This window comes from Staphylococcus sp. GDY8P57P (genome assembly GCF_017892585.1).
Classification (GTDB): Bacteria; Bacillota; Bacilli; order Staphylococcales; family Staphylococcaceae; genus Staphylococcus; species Staphylococcus borealis.
This window is the reverse complement of record NZ_JAESLK010000036.1, coordinates 20694-44231: the sequence shown is the minus strand read 5'-3', so window position 1 is coordinate 44231 and position 23538 is coordinate 20694. Positions and strand designations below refer to the sequence as shown.

Genomic DNA, 23538 nt, shown 5'->3' with positions numbered 1-23538 from the left:
GGTAAGTAGCTCTAATGATGGATAATAAATGGCGTTGCGCGACTCCTAGTGGAAAAGAAAGTGTCGAGTGACTACAGGCACGAGCCTTTCCCACAGGAAAGCGTCGCAACCAAAGAATATTATCCATCCAAGAGCTGCTTTAGAGACAGCACCCCAGGAACGCGAAGCAACTTAAACGAAATTAAAACATTTTAATTCGACAATAAGAGCCTGAGCATAATTCAATGTCTCAGGCTACATATATATTTGGCAGTAGTTGACTGAATTAAAAATGCACTTGTAACAAGCTTTTTTTAATTCTAGTCAACCTTGCCGGAGCAGGACCACGAAATAAATTTTGGAAAAATATTATTTCTGTCCTGCTCCCTAGTTATCAATCACTTTAGGATTTGATGATGTCGCTTCAACATAATAGGTCTTCACATCTTCCTTACCTTTATGCTTCACTTTAATTTCCCAGTTTGCTTGCAACAACTGCACGTTCGTTTCTCTCACAACAGAGTAATATCCTAATCGTGCATCCAACACTTCATCGCCTGATTTTAAGTAACGATTAAAGTATAACGTTTCAATCGCTTTACGTGGTGTAATGACCTGTTTCTTAGGATTATTATCACTCTTCGCAGGTTCAATCTTATTCATTGCAGATTGCTCATAACTTGTCGCTTTACCATCATTTACATTAAAACGTAAACGTGCTTTGTTATTATTCATCAAAGGATAACCTTCATACGTCTGCTCGTATGTCACAGCATTAGATGAAACATCGCCAAGTTGATACATCTTACCATTGTAGATGTTGCTCATGATATAGTCTTTTAAATCACTTAAATTACTATCACTCACATTAACCGTACTATCGATTTCACCTGTTAACGTATTACCTGAATCCTCCGTTTCTAATGAGGACTTACCTTTCGCATAACTCTTAAAATCTTTAGACTTAGCCGTAATCATCTGCATCTTCGTACCACTCACATCTTTATTTAGCAGATCATTCGAAATTTTAATTTCTTCTTGTTGAAATTTCACTTCATTATCACTTTCAGATTCATTGATTTGAGACTTCGTAACCTTATTCACGTAAATCAATACAAGCAGGATATTGACTAGAATAAATACGAAAATAAACAATGTCTTCGTTCGTTTCCAATTCATTTATTCAAGCCTCCCATCCTCATAAGCATACCAATCGCCATCGTATTGAATATACCACGTTGGCACAAGCTCACTATTACGCTGCACTTCTATATCATCTTTATCAGGTCGATCATCCTCTTTATAGCCAATGACCATATTCGTAACCTTTTCAAAATCTAGGTTATGATTATTTGCCAATGAAGAACGCACACTTTCAACACTATCCAGTGACTTCGTTTCACCCTCTAGAGGTACACTAGAACGTAATAAAGCGCGTTTATAATCATAAATACCTTTGTCTCCCCAAGTCACTTCAATATCATTTAATTGCTGATCATTAAATGTTGGATAGCCATTGAGGAAGAGTTGATACGTTAATTCACCGGATAAATTTTCTGTATTGAACAGACGGAAATCATCGTTAAAGAAGCCACCATGCCCATTAATATATTCAAATGTGCTTGGAATGGTTGAGTCCATATCACTCGAACTTGATTCATCTTCAGATAAATTTTTATAATGATATTTTTTGCTTTCATCATTATAGTTCGCTACACCAGTGTTATTATTATACGTCGTCGAACCACTCTTACCGCTTCGGATAATCACTGAGTCGTCAAATAAAATCGCATTCATCGTTTCGACTGGAATCGTATCATAAACCATACGGTATGAACGCATATCTTTCGGATGACTTGGTGCGAATATATGTGTCGCTTTATCAATCGTATCTTTATTCGTAATCACTTCTGAATATTTCTGCATTTCATTATTTAAATGATCCATCACTTTAATAAAGTGATTTGCCTTTGCAGTCATCGTTACTTTCATGACTTCATGACGGTCTTCGCTAATCGCAAACAACTCTAAATTACCTTTAGGGTTTTGGCTAACGATGATTCGATTAAATTTGAAATTTTTAGGTACTTTCGCTGATGAATTTAACACTTGGCCTAAATACGTTGTTAAAGGCATATCATAAGTGAAATCCAGTACAGTAAAGTGGTGGTCATTTAACATAGGGATATTTAAATTATAATCTCGTTGAATGTGTTCCACTTTACTGACTTCGTGATTTTTCAATGTACCTATGACTTGAGACAACTGCGCTCGAGAAGGTGCCAAACCTTTCACTTTATCGCCTTTAACTTCTACAATTTGATACGGCGCTATGACATTTTCGATATTGGCAGACATTGGCTTGCCGATTGTCTTAGTATTGCTCTTTTTACTATCTGTACTATCGATGTTATTCAAGTCTGGTGAGAAATTCCATACCATAAACGTTAGTACCACACTCATCATGACTAATAGGAAAAGAATAATCGATTTAATATGTTCTTTACTCTTCATCCCAATCACCGTCGTCTATAACTTCACATGGAAGTGTAATAAATATCGATGTACCTTGTCCTTCAACACTGTTTGCCCAAATACGTCCATTGTGTGCTTCTACAATCTCTTTCGAAATGGCTAGTCCTAAACCAGTACCTCCCATTTTACGTGTACGCGCTTTGTCTACACGATAGAAACGATCAAAGATTTTATCTACTTTGTTAATCGGGATACCGATACCATTATCTTTAATACGAATCGTCATACGATTATATAACGCATTCTGTTTCACGTGGAACTCGACGCGTTTTTCACCACGAGAGTATTTCATCGCATTCGTAATAACGTTATCAAACACTTGCGTCATCTTATCTGGATCGATTTCTGTGAAGATCGTTTCAGATGGAATTTCACGTACAAATGTCGTGTCTTTAGCTGCCATTTCATGACGATTAATAATCTTATTGATGAACATGTTAAAGTCGACAATTTCTTTCGTAATTTGTTCAGATTCGTTATCCATTTTCGATAATTGAAGTAAATCATTAACAAGACGAATCATTCGTTCTGTCTCTTCACGTGTAACGGATAAGAATGATGGTGCTAAATTGTCATCTTTCCAAGCACCTTCTTCAAGTGCCTCTATATAACTGTTCATAGATGTTAAAGGTGTACGCAATTCGTGTGATACGTTTGCAACGAATTCACGACGTTCACGTTCAACTTGTTGTTGCTCAGTAACATCATGTAATACCGCTATGTAACCAGTCACAAATCCAGTTTCTTGAACAATTGTACTGAAATTCACACGTGCGATAATCCCTTCCTCTTCATTCATATCTAATAAGAAACTATCGTTATTCTCTTGAATTTCATCTAATGAGAACTCATCTTCTAAATTCAATACACTAAGCATATAGTAGCCAATTAAGTCTTCTCTAGCCATACCTAGCATTTTGATAGCCATATCATTGACGATACGTACACGACCACGTCGGTCTGTTGCGATAATACCGTCACTCATATGTGTGATAACTGAGTCTAATCGACGTTTCTCACTCTCAGTATTTGCTTGTGCTTCTTGAACACGCTTAGACAGGTTATTGAAGGCTAAAGCTAATTCACCGATTTCGTCATTACCATATATCTTAACGCGTTGTGTGTAATTACCTTTAGACATCTCTACCGTCTGATTACGCATATCTGTAATCGGCCTTGTAATCGTCCTTGCGATAAAGAAACCAAGTATCACTGTAATGAATAGGGAAATCGCAGTACCAATAATGAAGATTTGGTTGATGTTGTTCAACTGATTATAGACATCATTGATATTCGATTCTATGTAAATATTACCAATCGTCTCATTGCCATTTTTGACTGGCAAATTGTAAATCCAAATTCGTTCTTTACCGCTACCATAGTCTTTCAAGACATTGTGACTATTAGATTCACCTAGCGATAAGGCTTTTTGAACGGAGTTATCATTTACCTTCTGATTAATCATATTATGCGATGATACCTTCGCTGTAGCCATTATGATTTGATCTTTATCAATAAAACGAATTTCTTCAATTTCTTGACGGTTGGCATACTCATTTAATAAACTTTGAACTTCTTTTTGAGCGTTAGATGGATCATCTCTATATATCCGCTCAATATTAACTTCGAGCTGAGTCGCATATTGCTTAATATTCTTCATGAAGTTATTTGTCAGTTCTTTTTCTAAACTATTAGTGAAATACAGACCGATAATCTGCATTCCAATAATAATCAATAACACATAAACAATAACGAGCTTGGTGTGAAGGGATTGTAACTGTTTCAGCCACTTCATAGTCGCAAACTCCTAATCGTGTTGTTGGAGGAAGTATCCAACGCCTCTACGTGTCACAATATACTCAGGGTGTGAAGGATCGTCTTCAATCTTCTCACGTAAACGACGAATCGTTACGTCAACTGTACGCACGTCACCAAAGTAATCATAGCCCCATACAGTTTGTAATAAATGTTCACGTGTCATCACTTGACCCATATGTTTAGAAAGATAGTGGAAGAGTTCAAACTCTCTGTGTGTCAATTCAATATCTTCCCCGCGCTTCTTAATAGAGTAAGCGTCTGGATAAATCACAATATCTTTGATTGTAATTTCATTTGTCGTACCACTTACCTCTTGCGCTGGCTGAGAATAATGACGACGTAAGTTCGCTTTCACACGTGCGATTAATTCACGTGTACTGAACGGTTTCGTAACATAGTCATCTGCACCCAGTTCAAGGCCTAATACTTTATCGATTTCAGAGTCTTTCGCTGTTAACATAATAATAGGCATTTCGAATTTCTTACGTACTTCACGGCACACTTCCATACCGTCACGACCAGGTAACATGATGTCTAATAATACGATATCTGGTTCTTCTTCATATATTAAATCTACTGCATCATTACCATCATAGGCACAGTAAACATCATAACCTTCTTTTTTCAAATTAAACTCTAAGATGTCCGCAATTGGCTTTTCGTCATCGACAACAACTACTTTTCTTGCCATATCTATAAACCTCATTTCTCAAATTATAGTTCTATATTTCAATATTCATTCTTATAAATTAGTAAAGATTAAACTGTGATTTGATGCGTTTTAATAAGTTTATAGCGCATATTAATCTACTATATAATTTACCATTAATATTCATGTAATTCTATTTTCATATTTAAAATTATAGAATAATATTCGTTTAAAGTTTACCACTCTAATTTAATATTACAAATAAGTTGAACCCTTTGAATACGGGACAAAAGTCGTAGTGACGCCTATTCAACGCATTATTACAGAAAGATGATACGACTCAATAGTTGTGTAGCAAGCATTCTATTTTAAACCGATGATTAATATTAAGATTCTGTTGCGACGTCATCTATTTGTAATGCAAATGAATGTCTTACAATATTTTGATTTAGTTTGTATTGATTTTTTGGGAAAAGATTTCAAAAAGGGATTAAAAATAATATATGAAAAATAGCATGATGAAGGCATAAAAAAATGCCTATCCTTTTGGATAAGCAATACGGTCTCGACGGGAATCGAACCCGCGATCTCCTGCGTGACAGGCAGGCGTGTTAACCGCTACACTACGAGACCTAAAAAATGGTGACTCCTACGGGACTCGAACCCGTGTTACCGCCGTGAAAGGGCGGTGTCTTAACCGCTTGACCAAGGAGCCGTTCTTAAGCACAAGATAGATTATAGCACAGGCTTTATTTTGAAGACAAGACATTTTTTACATAATTTTAATATTTTTTTATAAATCCCTTAATTTTTAGAAAAGCATTATTGTAACAAGGATTTTAAGGTTATATATGTATCATTTTAAATCTTTTTACACTCATATTTGTATAAAAAATAGGCACTGAACGAATCAATGCCTACAAAAATAAATGGTATTTCCGGAATGATGAACGGGTTTCAGTGAGCAGGTTTTTCGGCAGAAATTCTCAAAGCTCGGCAAAACTTGAGAAACAGTTTTGCTCACTTTTCGATTCTGCTCAAAACCTAAACGCTCACTTCCACACCTTTTCTTCGCACCTTTTCTTACCACAATTGTTCTAATAAATTTGTTTGATCACGGTCTGGACCTACTGAGAAGATTGAAATACGTACATTACATAATTCAGAAATGCGTTCTAAGTATTTACGTGCATTGTCTGGTAATTCTTCCAATGTACGGCAACCAGTGATATCTTCTTTCCATCCTGGTAATTCTTCAAAGATTGGTTTACAACGACGTAATTGATCAAGGTTAGCTGGATATTCTGTAATTTCTTCTCCATCTAATTCATATGCAGTACAAATCTTCACTGTATCAAGACCTGTAAGCACGTCGATAGAGTTAATAGATAAGTCTGTAATACCGCTAACACGACGAGAGTGACGTAAGACAACTGAATCAAACCAACCTACACGACGTGGACGTCCTGTTGTTGTACCGTATTCACGACCAACCTCTCTAATATGATGTCCATCTTCATCAAATAATTCTGTAGGGAATGGACCGTCACCTACACGAGAAGTATATGCTTTACATACACCAATCACTTTAGATACGAAAGTTGGGCCTACACCTGTACCAACTGTTACGTTACCTGCAACAGGGTTACTTGAAGTTACGAAAGGATATGTACCGTGGTCAATATCTAACATGACACCTTGTGCACCTTCAAATAAAACTTTTTCTTCAGCTACAAATGCATCGTCTAAGATTTTAGAAGTATCCGTAACAAATTCTTTTAGACGTTGACCTGCAGCATAGTATTCATCAAAGATTTCATCGAAACGTGGGCAAGTTTCATTAAACATACCTTTGAAATATGCATTTTTAACTTCAATGTTTTCTTTTAAACGTCTTTCGAATGTTTCTTTTTCTAATAAGTCAGCCATGCGGATACCAATACGTTGTGCTTTATCAACATAAGCTGGTCCGATACCTTTTTTAGTCGTACCGATTTTATTATCGCCACGACGACGTTCTTCATATTCATCTTGTGCTAAGTGATATGGAAGAATGACTTGCGCACGGTTAGAAATACGTAAGTTTGAAGTAGATACACCACGTTCATTTAAAGCGTCTAACTCTTTTAATAATGCAACTGGATCTACAACAACGCCGTTACCAATCACTGCTAATTTATCTTTGTAAAAAATGCCTGATGGTACTAAATGTAATTTATAAGTTTCTCCACCAAATTGAATCGTATGACCTGCGTTATTACCTCCTGAAAAGCGCGCAATAACATCTGCTTGTTCTGCTAAGAAATCTGTAATTTTACCTTTACCTTCGTCTCCCCATTGTGTCCCAACAACTACGATTGATGACATGTGAGCACCTCCAAAGTTTTCTCAATTAACCATTAAGTATTCTATCAATACGAACCTTATAATGCAAATAAAAATCGAACATTAAATTTAAGACATATCACGTCATTACTTAAATATTATTCTATTCAATAAATCTTTTAAAACGTTGATATTAAGCGTATTAAAGTTCTTTTTATCAAAAATCATTATACATACTTACGCTTAAAAATCATTGCCAAAACAAAATAAAAACCGTACATTTAAGTTTACAAAACTTTTAATGTACGGTAAAAAATATTTTTATGACATATCCGCATGTGCATAATCAATGTCTGTAAATTTATTATATTGTTTCATAAAGTGTAGCTTCACAGTCCCTGTCGGACCATTACGTTGTTTAGCGATAATGATTTCAATTTCGCCATTTTCATCATTTGATTGTGGTTCGAAACCTGCGTCATCATCCTCACCCTCGCCACGATTATAATAATCATCACGATATAAGAAGGCAACGATATCAGCATCTTGCTCGATAGAACCAGATTCACGAATATCACTCATCATTGGTCGTTTATCTTGACGTTGTTCCACACCACGAGATAACTGACTTAGTGCGATAACAGGACATTCTAATTCACGCGCAATCGCTTTTAATGTACGTGAAATCTCAGATACTTCTTGTTGTCTGTTATCAGAAGCACGAGAACCACTACCTTGAATCAACTGTAAGTAGTCAATCACAATCATATCTAAACCGTGCTCTTGTTTTAAACGACGACATTTAGAACGTAAGTCTGTAATTCGAATACCAGGTGTATCATCGATGAAAATTTTAGTACGTGATAATTTACCGACTGCAATTGTAAATCGATTCCAGTCTTCTTCTGTCATCGTACCTGTACGTAATCGGTTAGAGTCCACATTACCTGAACTACAAATCATACGTGTTGCTAATTGGTCTGCCCCCATCTCGAGTGAGAAAATACCAACAGTATAATTACCTTCATGTGTCGCTACCTTTTGCGCAATATTAAGAGCGAAGGCAGTCTTACCTACTGAAGGACGGGCTGCTAAAATAATTAAATCATTTCGGTTAAACCCAGCTGTCATTTGATCTAAATCGCGATACCCGGTAGGAATACCCGGTGTTTGACCACTATTTTGATCGAGTTCTTCAGCTGTTTCATAAACTTGCCCTAATACATCTCTAATATCCTTAAATCCATCACTTTGTCGATTAGATGATAGTTCAAGAATGCGTCGCTCTGCATCACTTAAAATCGCATCTAATTCGAGTTCATTATCATAACCATCATTCGCAATGCTATCCGCAGTTTGAATTAATCTGCGCTTCAATGCATGATTTGAAACGATATTTGTGTAGTACTGAATATTACGTGTCGTTGGTACATTATTTGAGAGTTCCGCTAAATATTGAGGACCACCAGCCTCACTTAATGTACCTTCTTTAGTTAATTGATCCATTAACGTTACGACATCAATTTCATCACCATCTTCATTCAGATTCATCATCGCTCTGAAGATGTGTTGGTGGGCACCTCTATAAAAGGACTCAGGAAGAAGCACTTCCTGAGTCGAATTAATCAATTGTGGATCTAAAATAATTGCACCTAAGACAGATTGTTCAGCTTCATTGTTATGTGGCATTTGTTTTTGCTCATACATATTATCCATTGATTCATACACCTCTAAATCTAATCCATCTAAAGTTTCTCAAACACAGTGCAACATTGCTCAATTAAATTTTAATTCTAAGATAAATGGTCACTTGCTTAAGTTGTTTCGCTTTCCTGTGGGAAAGGGAGTGGGACAGAATTCTTTTAAATTCGTCGTCCCACCCCTGCAAGGGTGACTAGAACTGAGAAAAGCGCCTTCTCAGTTCAGTCAACTACTGCGAATTTGCTAAATAGCATTATTATATTATTTATGTCCCACTCCCGCTTTCTTTTCCACTAGGAGTCTCACAACTACGCTGCGTTATTTATCTTAGCATTATTTGTTTGAGTTACTTATCTTCCCAAATTATTATAATTAGCAATTAAAATTAAAAACTTGTTTTACTTTTTCAAGTTAAATAATAACTTTATTTTTAAAATTACGATTTTGAAGAATTCCACTTAAGATAAAATAATAAATTCTTTTTAGAAAAAGAGAAATTTTGTGGTTGGCTAACGAAGCGTAGTTGAAAGACTCCCGAGGGAACAGTACAAGTTGAAGACCTTAGAATTACCCACAGATTTATCTGTGAGGTAATTCTGGCTAAAACTGTACCCTGGGAAAGCGTATCAACTTAAGCGTAGTTAAAAGCCAACCAACAAAATTTCTTTCCGCTAGGAAAGGAAAACTTATTTTTCTACTGTATGAACACGAATAGTTCCTTCAACTTCTTTATCTAATTTAACAGGTACATTTGTATAACCTAATGCATGGATACCTTGAGGTAAATCCATTTTACGTTTATCAATTTTAATATCATGTTGTGTTTTAAGTGCTTCAGCAATTTGTTTCGTACTTACAGAACCAAACAATTTGCCACCTTCACCAGTTTTAGCACTTACTTCAACTTCGATTTCTTCTAATTTAGCTTTTAATGCTTTAGCGTCATCGATTTCTTTTTGTCTGTCCGCTTCAGCACGTTTATTTTGTTGTTCTAATTGTTTTAAATTACCTGGAGTTGCTTCAACAGCATAGTTATTTTTAATTAAAAAGTTATTTGCATAACCTACTGGTACATCTTTAATTTCGCCTTTTTTACCTTTACCTTTAACGTCTTGTGTGAAAATTACTTTCATGCGTCTTCACTCCTACTCATTTGTTCTGTAATTGCTTGTTGTAATTGTTCAATCGCTTCTTCAATTGATAATCCTTTCAATTGCGTTGCAGCATTCGTTAAGTGACCGCCGCCACCTAATGCTTCCATCGTTAATTGAACATTAATAGAGCCTAATGAACGTGCTGAGATACCTATTAAGTTATCTTCACGTTTAGCCACAACATAAGAAGCCTCTATACCTTCTAAACTTAACAACTCATCCGCAGCTTGTGCAACTGTAACAGGATGATAAATTTTTTCGTTAGAACCATGTGCTATCGCTATACCATTATCTTGAACTTCAACTGTTCGAATAAGCTCTGAACGATTAATATACGTATCGACATCATCTTTTAAGAAATGTTGTGTTAATATCGTATCTGCGCCGTGAGCACGTAAATAGCTTGCAGCGTCAAACGTTCTAGAACCTGTACGTAATGTGAAGTTACGTGTATCAACGATAATACCTGCATACATGACTGTAGATTCTAAACGTGTTAAACGTTGTTCAGTTGGTTGATATTCTAATAACTCTGTCACAAGTTCTGCTGTCGAACTTGCGTAAGGTTCCATATAAACTAATAACGGGTTAGAAATAAAGCTTTCTCCTCGTCTATGATGGTCAATGACCACTTTACGGTTAGCTTTATTTAAAATGTTCTCATCTAATACCATCTCTGGTTTATGTGTATCCACAACGACGATCGTAGATTTAGATGTCATCATATCCCAAGCTTCATCTGATGTGACGAATCGCTCTTTCAATTCTGGTTTCTTATCGATTTCATCCATTACACGACGTAATGTTGGATCAATATCTTCCTCATTCAAGACTACGTAGGCTTCTAAGTTATTCATTAATGCGAATCTTGATACACCTATCGCTGCACCAATCGCATCTAAATCGGGACGTTTGTGTCCCATAATAATTACTTTGTCGCCTTCGGTTAAGATATCCTTTAATGCATGAGAAATAACACGCGCTCTTACACGCGTACGTTTTTCCATCGGGTCAGTCTTACCGCCATAGAATCGTACATTTCCGTTCATATTTTTAATTGCTACTTGGTCACCACCACGACCTAATGCTAAATCTAAACCAGATTGTGATAACTCACCAAGATCAATTAAGTTCTCAGTACCTTCACCGACACCGATACTCAATGTTAATTGGGCACGGTAACCAACACTTTTTTCGCGTAGTTGGCTAAGAATTTCAAAGTTCGATTCTTCAACTTCGGCTAATATTTTTTGATTTAAATACGCAACGAACTGGTCAGAATTATAACGTTTGAAGAAAATATTATATTCTGATGCCCAACGACTAATCACTCGTGTTACCATTGAGTTGATTTCAGAACGTTGTGTGTCGTTCATATTTTGCGTGATTTCATCATAGTTATCTAAGAATAATGTTGCAATAATCGGTTTTGATTCTTCATATAGTTCATTGGTATGCACTTCATCTGTGATATCAAAGAAATATAGACAATTTTCCTCTTCAGAATGACGTACATGGTAATGATATTGGCCATGTTCGATTTCGACTTCTTGCACCTTTTCCAACTGCTTTAAAATATTCGGAAAAACTTCATTGACTGGTTCTGAGATGACATTCGTTTCTAAGTGTTCAGACATGTACTGGTTAATCCATTCAATATGATCATCAGCATCAAGAACGACCATGCCAATTGGCAATCGTTTAATTGCCCTATTGCTTCCAGCCGAGATATGACCACTTAAATTATCCACATAATTATCCATTTTCAACAAGGCCTGTCTTACTAATACAATGCCAATAATAATCATCACGACTAAAATAGCTGCTGCAATGGTCGCAACTAATGGTTTAAAGATAAACCATACTACGACAAGTGCAATTGAAGTAAGTACCATTAAAATAAATGGTATGAGTAATGCCTTCTTAGTGGATTGACGGTTCATTATTCCACCTCTATTCACTTTTTAAAGTCATTTTTTAATCATTCGTTTTAAATTAATTCCTAAATCAAGTACACCAAGTAATGCAATGATATGTGTTGCTGGTGTAATAATTGTCCCCACAACCATCAGCAATATCGTTACAACATTTGGAATACGTTTTGCTTTACCAAAGAAATGAATTAAACTCAATCCTTGGATATACATCAGTAATGATAACACAACTTCGAAATTTAATACGATGCTTTGGAAAGTACTTGGCCCTGTTGCGAACATTACGCATAATAAAACAACCATATAAACCCAAAGTAATGAACGGTTAAGCTGCCAAGCAAATAATGGTTTAAAAATTGGTGTAGCTACTTTAAATTTACGAAGAATTGGAAATGTAATAATTATGTTAATTAAGACTAAAATAAAGACTATAACGATTATAAAACTTGGAAGTTGGACTGCCATTTGACGGAACCCTTCTTCAAGAATCGTTTTATAATCTGATTCTACGCCTGTCGTTACAACCGCATTGTGCATTGCATCTTTGAAAGGCTTAATTAATGTCGTAGCGCTAGGTATCTTTTTAAACGTTTGTAATAGCATAAATGCGACTAAAGTAAATATACTTAAATATGTTGTAGCTATAAATAAGATGCGTTCTTTAGAGGCACGTTCTTTCAATAATTGGCCAATAATAAAGCTAAGCATTAAAACTAAAATCATGGCACTTAATACAAATGTATTACCCAATAATGTGGTAAGAATAACTGTGATTAGCGCTCCAATTCCAAATGATGGAATAGATTTATTCCATAAAATAATGCCTGGAATCGTAGCGAATAAACATAGAATCAGCCCTAGTATTGGTAATACATACGTAACTAAAGCAACCATAACAAGTGCAATTGTTCCTATAATTGTTGCTTTAGGATGTACTTTTGAAAACACATTCGCCACTCCTATACTTTTTTGACTATAACCTCTATTTTAACCTCTAAGCAAAATTAAAACAAATTGTGAAGATTGAGTAATATACGATTCCATCATTGCGTGTTTTCTTCTATATTCTAACTTACCCGCTTCATCTATTTTCGTTTGAAGTTCGTTACTTTAAGAAAATGATATAAGTTCGGTGCCCAGTCATTGAAATTTAATAAAAAGCCATCATGACCTACATTATCTGGAACGAAGAAATGGCGATGATATTTAAAACGCTCCCCTACTGCTCTCACTTGATCATCTGGATATAATAAATCATCCGTGAAGCCCATAGTTAAAACCTTTGTATCTAATGATTGATAAACATCATCCACATTTGTACGTCCACGGTCAACATTATGACTATCTAATACATTTAACATTGTCAGGTAGCAGGATAAATCATAAGTTTCTTTAAATTTATTACCTTGATGTCGTTGATAGCTTACAACTTCGTCGGGTGAAAAGCGTTGATCATAACTTTTAGATGACCGATACGTTAGAAATCCTAATTGTCGGGCAATACTAAGGCCTTCTTTGCCGCCAAGATGAATCGCCTCACGTGCAATTTCGTTGAACGCACGACTATACGATGATGTTTTATCCGTAGCCGCTAGAATAACCGCCTTATCCACTTGAAATTGATGGTTGTAGAGCAGTTCCATAACTTGCATACCACCTAAACTACCACCAATTAAAATATTAATCTTGTTGAAACCAAGCGCTTGAATCCCCATTTCAATTGCTTTCACAATATCCCTCAACGTTAAATGCTCCGGAAAATTAGGATCAGTTAAAGGAGAACTTGAACCAAAGGGGCTACCGATGACATTGAACGTAAGAAATTGATAATCATAAATCGGCATATAACCGCCATCTATGATTTCACGCCACCAACCAGGCGCATCATCTGTGCCATATGTTAAATGATTACCAGTAAGCGCATGGCAGACCACAACGAGTGGTTGCCCCGCATAGCCCACATGTTCATAACGCAATTGTAAGTTTTTAATCATTTCGCCTGATTCAGTTGTAAAAGGTCCTAAATTTAATGTTTCTACCGTGTAATTGGTCATGCGGTTACCTCCTTTGAATACTAAAAAAATCGCCTATACTCTTCAAAGTATGAGGCGATTCGTCTCTATTACTTATCATTCGAGTATCTCGTTGGTCGTAGCACCGTGCGTATGCATCGCCGGTTGCTGAAGTTTCTTAGGGCCGTGTCCCTCCACTTCTCTTAATAAGTTCTATTATCTCTATTCATTTACTTATTCAAATTGTAATTTGAATTTATTGTATCTAATTGTATAGCTAACTTCAATCGTTAGCTATTGGGTTCTGCCTTTTCTAAAAGAAAAAACGTAGGCCTGCAATCAGCACAATACCTACTAGAATGGTTGTAGTCAGACTACGCGTGAAAAGTGCAATAAACACCGTTGGAATCGTCACAAGAATAAACGGAATATTAAGGGTGTATCCTGCTACACCTTCCTGTTGTACGATAATGCCATCTAATATCAGTGCTGTAAATAATGTAATTGGAATAAATGATAGCCATTTAATTACCGTTTCTGAGAGTTGAATACGTGAAATCATTAAGAATGGAACTACTCGAATGATTAACGTTACAAGTCCACATAACACGATTAAGATAAACATATGCCAAGATGTTGTCATTTATCCATCACCACCCCTAATGTTGCTGCTAGCATCGATGCAATCAGAATTGCAACGTATGATGGCATAAACCAACTTAAGCTGAGCATCATCACGATAACAAATACGATAAGTACAAGGTATATGCGTAGTTTAGATGATGTGATTGACTCAAATTGTGCCATGGTTAAAAAGATAAACATTGCTGTAATCGCAAAATCGAGACCCAACATGTCTGGATTAGAGATATATTTACCAAGTAATGCACCAACAATACTGGCTAGTGCCCAAAATGCATATGCGGTTAAATTTAAGCCATGTAACCACCGATCGTTTATCTTCTCCCCTTTTAAATGCGGTGTGATAGCGACGCCAAATGTTTCATCTGTCAAAATTGAAGACAGACCTAGACGATTCCAAATACCATAGTCTTTATAATTGGGTGCTAACGTCATTGATAATAGGAAGAAACGTGAATTGACAATCAATGTTGTAAGAACAATAGCAGAAATCGGTGTGCCTGTAGCAACGAGTGCACAAATAATAAATTGTGCTGCGCCAGCATAGACAAGTAAACATAATAATAGTATTTCAATGATACTAAAATGTTGTGACGCAGCTACAATGCCAAACGATAAACCAATCCCAACGTATCCTAACAAAGTAGGTATACATTCTTTAACGCCTTGCTTAAACGTCACATGTGATGTCATCTTTGTAACCTCCCTTTATGCTTAATATTTTAGAACAGTATTTTATTAATAATTTTAGTCTAATATACGGATGCTAGAGTGGCAACAACGTTAGACATAGAGTTGTGTGATGTTAGACTAACAGAATACTTAGAACTACTGATTTAAAGGTATATCTAATGTGTCTATTTTTTGACAACAAAGCGTATATTACACCTCTGAAAGTAGTCTAAATCCATCCTTTTTACTTCATCACTTTATTAAGAAAAAGTGAATTTTTAACATGATTGATTGTATATTCAAGACATCATAGACCACAATTCAATGTAGTTTCATTGCAGCATTCCTGCCACCTATTCACTTTGTTTATGACATTCATATTGGTTTAACACCATAAAAAGAGAGCTGAAAAAGTGTTATATAAACACCTTCTCAGCTCAGTCAGCTACTGCGAATTTGCACTGTAGCTTTAGTATATTATCGCTTATTCCGTACTCTATAAATTAACGTTATAAGCTAACTAATAATCGAATTAGTCGTTAACTGGACGGATTTCAGTTTTACCACCCATGAATGGTACTAATGCTTCAGGAATTGTAATTGAGCCATCTGCATTTTGGTAGTTTTCAACGATTGCTGCAAATGTACGACCTACTGCAAGACCACTACCATTTAATGTATGTGCTAATTCTGGTTTAGAAGCTGCATCACGTTTGAAGCGGATGTTAGCACGACGCGCTTGGAAATCAGTACAGTTTGAGCAAGAACTGATTTCTTTATAGTTGTCATAACTTGGTAACCAAACTTCTAAGTCATATGTTTTACTTGCACTGAAACCAATATCGCCAGTACATAAGATAACACGACGGTAAGGTAAACCTAATTCTTCAAGAATTGCTTCCGCATTTTGTGTCATATCTTCTAATGCATCCCAAGAATCTTCTGGTTTTTCGATACGTACCATTTCAACTTTGTCAAATTGGTGTAAACGGATTAAACCTCTTGTGTCTCTACCTGCTGATCCAGCTTCACTACGGAAACAAGCAGTTTGAGCAGTGAATTTTTCAGGTAGTACGCCTGGTTGAATGATTTCGTCTCTGTAGAAGTTTGTTAATGGTACTTCTGCAGTTGGGATTGTGTATAGACCTTCTTTTTCAACTTTGAATAAGTCTTCTTCAAATTTAGGTAACTGACCAGTACCAAACATTGTATCTGCGTTAACTAATTGAGGTGTCATCATTTCAGTGTAACCATGTTGTGTTGTATGTTTTGTAAGCATGTAGTTCATTAATGCACGTTCTAATAATGCACCATCTTTAGTTAAGTATACGAAACGCGCACCTGAAATTTTTGCAGCACGTTCAAAGTCTGCCATTTTTAATTCTTCAACTAAGTCCCAGTGTGCTTTAGGTTCGAAGTCAAACTCACGAGGTGTACCCCATTTTTTAACTTCAACATTTTCTTCATCAGAATCCCCTTGTGGTACATCTTCAGCAATTAGGTTAGGAATACGAATTAAGATATCTCTAACTTTATTATCCACTTCATTAAGTTTAGCGTCGTTTTCTTTGATTTCGTCACCAAGTTCACGCATTTCTTTAATAACGTCGTCTGCATTTTCTTTATTACGTTTCTTTTCAGCGATTTCTTCACTTACTTTGTTACGACGTGCTTTCATTTCTTCAGTCTTACCAATTAATTGACGGCGTTCATTATCTAATTCTAATACCTCGTCAACAACTTTAGGATCATCTCCACGTAATTCAATTTTGCTCTTAACTTTGTCAGCTTCTTCTCTGAATAGTCTAATGTCTAACATGTAACATTCATCCTTCCCAATTTTTTGAAAATTTTTATTTTGGATAACATGCGTCTTGCTCAATAAAAAAAGACCACATCCCCTTTACAAGGGACGTGGTCTACGCGTTGCCACCCTATTTAACAATTTGACACAATAGATGTATCGAATTGCACTTTCCTTAAAATAACGGTTATTACCGGTTGTTCACAATTGTAGGTAGATTCGCATAATCATCAATTACTTGTTCACACTCAACACAAGCTCTCTGAAATTAATTGATTATGTTACTTGTCCCACGAACAATAACTTATTAAGTTATTTTTAATATAGCAAACTCCTTTATAATTAGCAAGTAAATGCTAAATAATATTATATTTATCTTATTGTATACGCCCTCTATAAAGCCATGTAGGGACCTTATGATACGTATAATTAAATATTCTTCATAATAGTGTTGACGAAAGTCTTTCACAGGTATAATATTTTCTATTGTATTTAAAAAAGGTATAGACAAACAATCCAATTTAGAACTCAATCAACTAAGTCATCATGGATGCTATCGCTACGCATTTCATTGTCACTTGAAATTTGAGTTATATACAGTAATGGCGGTACACACATTTTTCTAACATTATACGTTCACAACGTCTTCAAGGGAGGGTTTAATTTATGGAAACATTAACAACTGTTAATATTCCGAAGAGAAAAGAAGAGACACATAAAGGTGACTATGGAAAGATTCTACTGATAGGTGGAAGTGCCAATTTAGGTGGCGCAATCATGTTAGCTGCGCGTGCATGTGTTTATAGTGGAAGTGGGTTAATTACAGTAGCTACACATCCTACAAACCATGCGGCACTCCATTCACGTTGTCCAGAGGCAATGGTAATCGATATTAACGACACTAAAATGTTAACGAAAATGATCGAAAACACAGATAGCATTTTAATTGGACCAGGGTTAGGTGTCGATTTCAAAGGTAATAACGCAATTACGTTTTTACTACAAAATATACAACCACACCAAAATTTAATTGTTGATGGTGATGCGATTACAATATTTAGTAAACTAAAACCTGATATTCCAACTTGCCGTGTCATCTTTACACCACATCAAAAAGAATGGGAACGTTTAAGTGGTATCCCTATTGAAGAGCAAACTTACGAACGTAATAGAGAAGCTGTTGATAAGTTAGGTGCTGCTGTTGTACTGAAAAAACACGGTACTGAAATATTCTTCAAAGATAAAGAATATAGACTGACAATTGGTACGCCAGCAATGGCAACTGGTGGTATGGGCGATACATTAGCTGGAATGATTACTAGCTTTGTTGGCCAGTTTGATGATTTTAGAGATGCAATTACAAGCGCAACATATACACACAGTTATATTGGAGAGAAATTATCTGAATCTATGTACGTCGTGCCACCTTCACGTTTAATTAGTGAAATCCCATATGTGATGAAAGAGTTAGAAAACTAATTGAATCAAATAAAAATAAGACTTCCCTAGCGAAAGGGAAGTCTTATTTTTATTAAATGAATCTATCCTGTTATCGCTGATCACTATGGATTAGCCTTTAATTCTCATCGTTTTCATCATCGTTAGATGCATTATCAATGTCTTCATTCACACGATCCATAAAGTCTTGTCTAACTTCAATACGTTCATCTGTTGCATTATCCTCAGTTACTGTTTCCGTATCTTCATCCGCTTCCGTATGAAGTGCATTACCTGGTGTATCATCATCTACAACTTCTTCGCTAGGGCTTTCTGTACTTTCTGCATTTGTTTCACCATCTTCAACTTGTGCTGCTTCAGTTGCATCTTCATCTTCTGTTTTATCAATGACTTTAGCAACCGTTGAAACAAATTGATCTTCGCCTAATTTCATTAAGCGTACACCTTGTGTTGCACGACCATTTTGAGAAATATCTTCTACTTCTAAACGAATAATCACACCACTATTGGTAACAATCATTAAATCTTCTTCACCAGTAACTGTTGTGATACAAACGATGTTACCATTACGTTCTGTAATCTTCGCAGTCTTAATACCTTTACCGCCACGGTTTGATAAGCGATATTCACTTACTGGCGTACGTTTACCATAACCATTTTCAGTGACAACAAGAATTTCATCTTCACTATCGGCATGGGCAACATCTAGACCTACTACAACATCATCTTCACGTAATGAGATACCTCTTACACCTGCAGCAGTTCGACCTAATGGACGTAAACTTGTTTCTGCAAATCTGATTAATGAAGCGTGAGATGTACCAATTAAGATGTCTTGGTGACCATCTGTAAGACGGACTGCAATTAATTCATCATCTTCTTTGAAACCAATCGCAATTTTACCATTCTTATTGATATGTGAGAAATTGCTTAACGCAGAACGTTTCACAATACCGTTTTTAGTTGCAAATACTAAGTAACTATCTTCATCTTCGAGATCTCTAACCGCAATCATAGTACTGATTGTCTCATCATTATCCAATTCAATCGCATTGATGACTGGAATACCTTTAGATTGTCGAGATAATTCTGGCACTTCATAACCTTTAAGTTTGTATACACGACCTTTATTCGTGAAGAATAAAACATGATCATGCGTACTTAACGTAACAAGTTGGCTGACGAAGTCTTCTTCCAATGTATTCATACCTTGAACACCACGTCCTCCACGGTGTTGCGAACGATACGTAGAAACAGGTAATCGTTTAATATAATTATTATGACTTAATGTAATAACAATTTGTTCTTCTGGAATAAGATCTTCATCTTCGAGATCATCTAAACCACCTAATTGAATTTCCGTACGACGTTCGTCACCGAAGCGTTCTTTGATGTCTGTTAATTCATCTCGAACTAATTGAAGTAACACTTCGTCATCGGCTAAGATTGCTTCTAATTCAGAAATATAGCCGAGCAATTCGTTATATTCATTTTCAATTTTATCTCGTTCTAAACCTGTTAAACGTCTTAAACGCATATCAAGAATAGCTTGTGCTTGGCGTTCAGACAATTTAAAACGCGATTGTAATGTTTCCATTGCGACTTTATCTGTTTCTGATTCACGAATTGTCGTAATAATCTCATCGATATGATCTAATGCAATGCGTAAACCTTCTAAGATATGTGCACGGTCTTTCGCTTTTTTCAAGTTATATTCTGTACGACGGCGTACGACAGTCTTTTGATGCTCTAAGTATTCAACTAAAGCTTGTTTTAAATTGATTAATTTTGGACGTCCATTAACCAGTGCAATCATATTCACACCGAATGACGTTTGTAATGGTGTTTGTTTGTAGAGATTGTTCAAGATAACATTGGCGTTTGCATCTTTACGTACATCAATAACTACTCTAACACCTGTACGTAAACTTGTTTCATCACGTAAATCTGTAATACCTTCGATTTTCTTGTCACGAACAAGTTCCGCTATCTTTTCAATCATACGTGCTTTATTAACTTGATATGGGATTTGAGTCACTACGATACGTTGGCGACCGCCACCACGTTCTTCAATTTCTGCACGTGCACGCATTTGAATAGATCCACGTCCTGTTTCATATGCACGTCGGATACCACTCTTGCCTAGGATTAAACCAGCTGTTGGAAAATCAGGGCCTTGAATATCTTCCATAAGTTCTGCAATCGTAACATCTGGATTCTTACTTAAATGTAAAACACCGTTGATGACTTCAGTTAAATTGTGAGGAGGAATATTTGTTGCCATACCTACAGCAATACCTGATGCACCGTTCACTAATAAGTTAGGGAAACGAGAAGGTAAGACTTCCGGCTCTCTTTCAGTACCATCATAGTTATCTAGGAAATCAATCGTATCTTTATTAATATCACGTAGTAGCTCTAACGTAATTTTAGTCATCTTGGCTTCAGTATAACGCATGGCAGCGGCACCATCACCGTCCATTGAACCGAAGTTACCTTGACCATCAACAAGTGGATAGCGATAGCTGAATGTTTGTGCCATTCTAACCATGGCATCATAAATTGATAAGTCTCCGTGAGGGTGATATTTACCCATTACATCCCCAACGATACGTGCTGATTTTTTATATGGTTTATCAGGGGTCATACCTTGTTCATTTAAGCCATATAAGATACGACGGTGTACAGGTTTTAAACCATCACGTACATCAGGTAACGCACGTGAAACGATAACGCTCATTGCATAGTCTAAAAATGATTCGCGCATCTCGCTGGTTATATTTCGTTCATTTATTCTTGATTGAGGTAAGTCAGCCATCAAGATATCCTCCTTCTATAATCAATTCACTTAAAATAGCAAGACTGCAAGCCATTCGCTATACAGTCTTCAACATGTTCATTCGTTCACGCTAATTTAGAAATCTAGGTTTGCATATACTGCATTGTCTTCGATAAATTGTCTGCGATTTTCAACGACATCACCCATTAACATTTCAAACGTTTGGTCCGCTTCAATCGCATCATCTAATTTAACTTGTAACATCATACGGTTTTCAGGATTCATTGTCGTTTCCCATAATTGATCCGCATTCATTTCTCCTAAACCTTTATAACGTGAAATTTTCCATTTAGGCGTAGGACTTAATTCTGATTTTAATTTATCAAGTTCACGATCGTTAAATACATAATATTTTTGTTTACCTTGTGCCAATTTGTACAATGGTGGTTGTGCGATATATACATATCCCGCTTCAATTAATGGTCTCATGAAACGATAGAAGAACGTTAGTAGTAGCGTTCTAATATGTGCACCATCGACATCAGCATCTGTCATAATTACAATTTTATGATAACGTGCTTTAGTGATATCGAACTCGCCGCCAATACCAGTACCAAAGGCTGTAATCATTTGACGTATTTCATTGTTATTTAGAATACGGTCTAGACGTGCTTTTTCAACGTTTAAGATTTTACCTCTTAATGGCAAGATTGCTTGTGTTTTAGAGTCACGACCTTCTTTTGTAGACCCCCCGGCAGAGTCACCCTCTACTAGGAAGATTTCACTTTCTTCAGGTTTCTTACTTGAACAATCGGCAAGTTTACCTGGTAAGCTTGAAATTTCTAAAGCTGATTTACGGCGTGTTACTTCACGTGCTTTTTTAGCTGCAACACGTGCACGTGATGCCATGATTCCTTTTTCCACAACAATACGAGCAACATTTGGATGTTCGTATAAGAAACGTTCAAAATGTTCAGCAAACAATCTATCAACAATTTGACGTACTTCAGAGTTACCTAATTTCGTCTTTGTTTGTCCTTCGAATTGAGGATCACCATGTTTAATTGATACGACAGCTGTTAAACCTTCACGTGTATCTTCACCAGACAATCTTTCTTTGTCATCTTTAATGATTTTACTTTGTGTGCCGTAACTATTTAATATACGTGTTAATGCACGTTTAAAGCCATCTTCATGCGTACCACCTTCATATGTGTGAATATTATTCGCATAAGATAATAAGTTCGTTGCATAACCACTGTTATACTGCATAGCGATTTCAATTTCTACATCATCTTTAGTTTGGTGAATATAGATTGGCTCTTCATGAATTGGCTCTTTATTTTCATTTAGTAATTCAACGTAAGATTTAATACCGCCTTCATAATGATATGTATCTTCACGTTGTTCTTCATCTTCACGTTCATCTCTTAAAGTGATTGAAATACCTTTGTTTAAGAATGCCAGCTCTCTAATACGTTTTTGAAGTGTTTCATAGTTATAAACGGTTGTTTCAGTGAATATTTCGCCATCTGCTTTAAAGCGAATCACTGTACCTGTTTTATCAGTGCTACCTACTTCTTTAAGATCAAATTGTGGTACACCTTTTTTATATGCTTGATGATAGATTGTATCGTTACGATGAACGTATACCTCTAAGTCTTCAGACAATGCGTTAACAACTGAAGAACCTACACCATGTAGACCGCCAGATACTTTATAACCGCCACCGCCGAATTTACCACCAGCATGTAGTACAGTTAAGATAACTTCAACTGCTGGACGACCCATTTTTTCTTGAATATCAACAGGAATACCTCGACCATTGTCAGTTACTTTAATCCAATTGTCTTTTTCAATAATCACTTCAATTTGATCTGCATAACCAGCAAGTGCCTCGTCGATACTGTTATCCACGATTTCCCATACTAAGTGGTGCAAACCTCTCTCTGAAGTTGAACCTATATACATACCAGGTCTTTTACGAACGGCTTCTAACCCTTCTAATACCTGTATCTGTCCAGCACCATAGTTATCTGTGTTGTTTACATCTGACAATGTATTCACCATCACTTT

Annotated in this window: 16 protein-coding genes, 2 tRNA genes, 1 riboswitch and 1 other annotated feature; of the genes, 1 reads left to right on the top strand and 17 read right to left on the bottom strand. The window is 36.1% G+C overall.

Annotation, left to right across the window (positions count from 1 at the left end):
- Nucleotides 1-366 precede the first annotated feature (366 nt).
- The 15 genes from KA878_RS10955 to serS all read right to left on the bottom strand — a co-directional run bounded on the left by KA878_RS10955 (nt 367) and on the right by serS (nt 17240).
- The gene (locus KA878_RS10955; protein WP_053030342.1) at nt 367-1158 is read right to left on the bottom strand and encodes a two-component system regulatory protein YycI; all 792 of its coding nucleotides are present in this window, start codon (nt 1156-1158) and stop codon (nt 367-369) included.
- Entirely contained in the window at nt 1159-2493 is a 1335-nt protein-coding gene (locus KA878_RS10950) for a YycH family regulatory protein (protein ID WP_193839830.1), read from the bottom strand.
- On the bottom strand, nt 2483-4309 hold the full coding sequence (gene walK / locus KA878_RS10945; RefSeq protein WP_193839829.1) for a cell wall metabolism sensor histidine kinase WalK: 1827 nt from the start codon (nt 4307-4309) through the stop codon (nt 2483-2485). The genes KA878_RS10950 and walK overlap by 11 nt, the downstream gene beginning before the upstream one ends.
- A gap of 12 nt (nt 4310-4321) precedes the next feature.
- Nucleotides 4322-5023: a response regulator YycF gene (gene yycF, locus KA878_RS10940; protein WP_011274375.1), complete on the bottom strand. Its 702-nt coding sequence runs from the start codon at nt 5021-5023 to the stop codon at nt 4322-4324.
- Between the two features lie 518 nt (nt 5024-5541).
- Nucleotides 5542-5614, bottom strand: a tRNA-Asp gene (locus KA878_RS10935).
- Nucleotides 5615-5621: 7 nt separating this feature from the next.
- Nucleotides 5622-5696 (bottom strand) — tRNA-Glu (locus tag KA878_RS10930).
- A 368-nt stretch (nt 5697-6064) separates the two neighbouring features.
- Nucleotides 6065-7348 carry an adenylosuccinate synthase gene (locus tag KA878_RS10925; RefSeq protein ID WP_053030338.1) on the bottom strand — a complete coding sequence of 428 codons (1284 nt, stop codon included), beginning with the start codon at nt 7346-7348 and terminating at the stop codon, nt 6065-6067.
- A 279-nt stretch (nt 7349-7627) separates the two neighbouring features.
- Nucleotides 7628-9022, bottom strand: coding sequence for a replicative DNA helicase (gene dnaB / locus KA878_RS10920; RefSeq protein WP_053030337.1), 1395 nt, complete (start codon nt 9020-9022; stop codon nt 7628-7630).
- Between the two features lie 671 nt (nt 9023-9693).
- Nucleotides 9694-10140 carry a 50S ribosomal protein L9 gene (gene rplI, locus KA878_RS10915; RefSeq protein ID WP_016930923.1) on the bottom strand — a complete coding sequence of 149 codons (447 nt, stop codon included), beginning with the start codon at nt 10138-10140 and terminating at the stop codon, nt 9694-9696.
- Entirely contained in the window at nt 10137-12104 is a 1968-nt protein-coding gene (locus KA878_RS10910; protein WP_053030336.1) for a DHH family phosphoesterase, read from the bottom strand. Before KA878_RS10910 ends, rplI begins: the two co-directional genes overlap by 4 nt.
- 27 nt (nt 12105-12131) lie before the next feature.
- Nucleotides 12132-13058: a YybS family protein gene (locus KA878_RS10905; RefSeq protein WP_247878250.1), complete on the bottom strand. Its 927-nt coding sequence runs from the start codon at nt 13056-13058 to the stop codon at nt 12132-12134.
- Between the two features lie 122 nt (nt 13059-13180).
- A complete protein-coding gene (gene metX / locus KA878_RS10900; RefSeq protein WP_053030334.1) occupies nt 13181-14149 on the bottom strand; it encodes a homoserine O-acetyltransferase MetX in 969 nt (322 codons plus the stop codon).
- A gap of 69 nt (nt 14150-14218) precedes the next feature.
- A riboswitch (SAM riboswitch) is annotated at nt 14219-14320 on the bottom strand.
- Nucleotides 14321-14420: 100 nt separating this feature from the next.
- Entirely contained in the window at nt 14421-14750 is a 330-nt protein-coding gene (locus KA878_RS10895) for an AzlD domain-containing protein (protein ID WP_053030333.1), read from the bottom strand.
- A complete protein-coding gene (locus KA878_RS10890; protein ID WP_193839827.1) occupies nt 14747-15442 on the bottom strand; it encodes an AzlC family ABC transporter permease in 696 nt (231 codons plus the stop codon). The genes KA878_RS10895 and KA878_RS10890 overlap by 4 nt, the downstream gene beginning before the upstream one ends.
- A gap of 511 nt (nt 15443-15953) precedes the next feature.
- On the bottom strand, nt 15954-17240 hold the full coding sequence (gene serS / locus KA878_RS10885; protein WP_193839826.1) for a serine--tRNA ligase: 1287 nt from the start codon (nt 17238-17240) through the stop codon (nt 15954-15956).
- An 86-nt stretch (nt 17241-17326) separates the two neighbouring features.
- Nucleotides 17327-17525: a binding site (T-box leader), on the bottom strand.
- 366 nt (nt 17526-17891) lie between these two features.
- Between serS and KA878_RS10880 the strand changes: the two genes are divergently transcribed.
- Nucleotides 17892-18704 carry an NAD(P)H-hydrate dehydratase gene (locus tag KA878_RS10880; protein WP_053030330.1) on the top strand — a complete coding sequence of 271 codons (813 nt, stop codon included), beginning with the start codon at nt 17892-17894 and terminating at the stop codon, nt 18702-18704.
- Nucleotides 18705-18801: 97 nt separating this feature from the next.
- On the opposite strand, the gene gyrA is transcribed toward KA878_RS10880, so the two are convergent.
- Both gyrA and gyrB read right to left on the bottom strand, forming a co-directional pair.
- Nucleotides 18802-21501: a DNA gyrase subunit A gene (gyrA, locus tag KA878_RS10875; protein WP_193839825.1), complete on the bottom strand. Its 2700-nt coding sequence runs from the start codon at nt 21499-21501 to the stop codon at nt 18802-18804.
- A gap of 96 nt (nt 21502-21597) precedes the next feature.
- Nucleotides 21598-23532 carry a DNA topoisomerase (ATP-hydrolyzing) subunit B gene (gyrB, locus tag KA878_RS10870; RefSeq protein ID WP_193839824.1) on the bottom strand — a complete coding sequence of 645 codons (1935 nt, stop codon included), beginning with the start codon at nt 23530-23532 and terminating at the stop codon, nt 21598-21600.
- Nucleotides 23533-23538 lie beyond the last annotated feature (6 nt).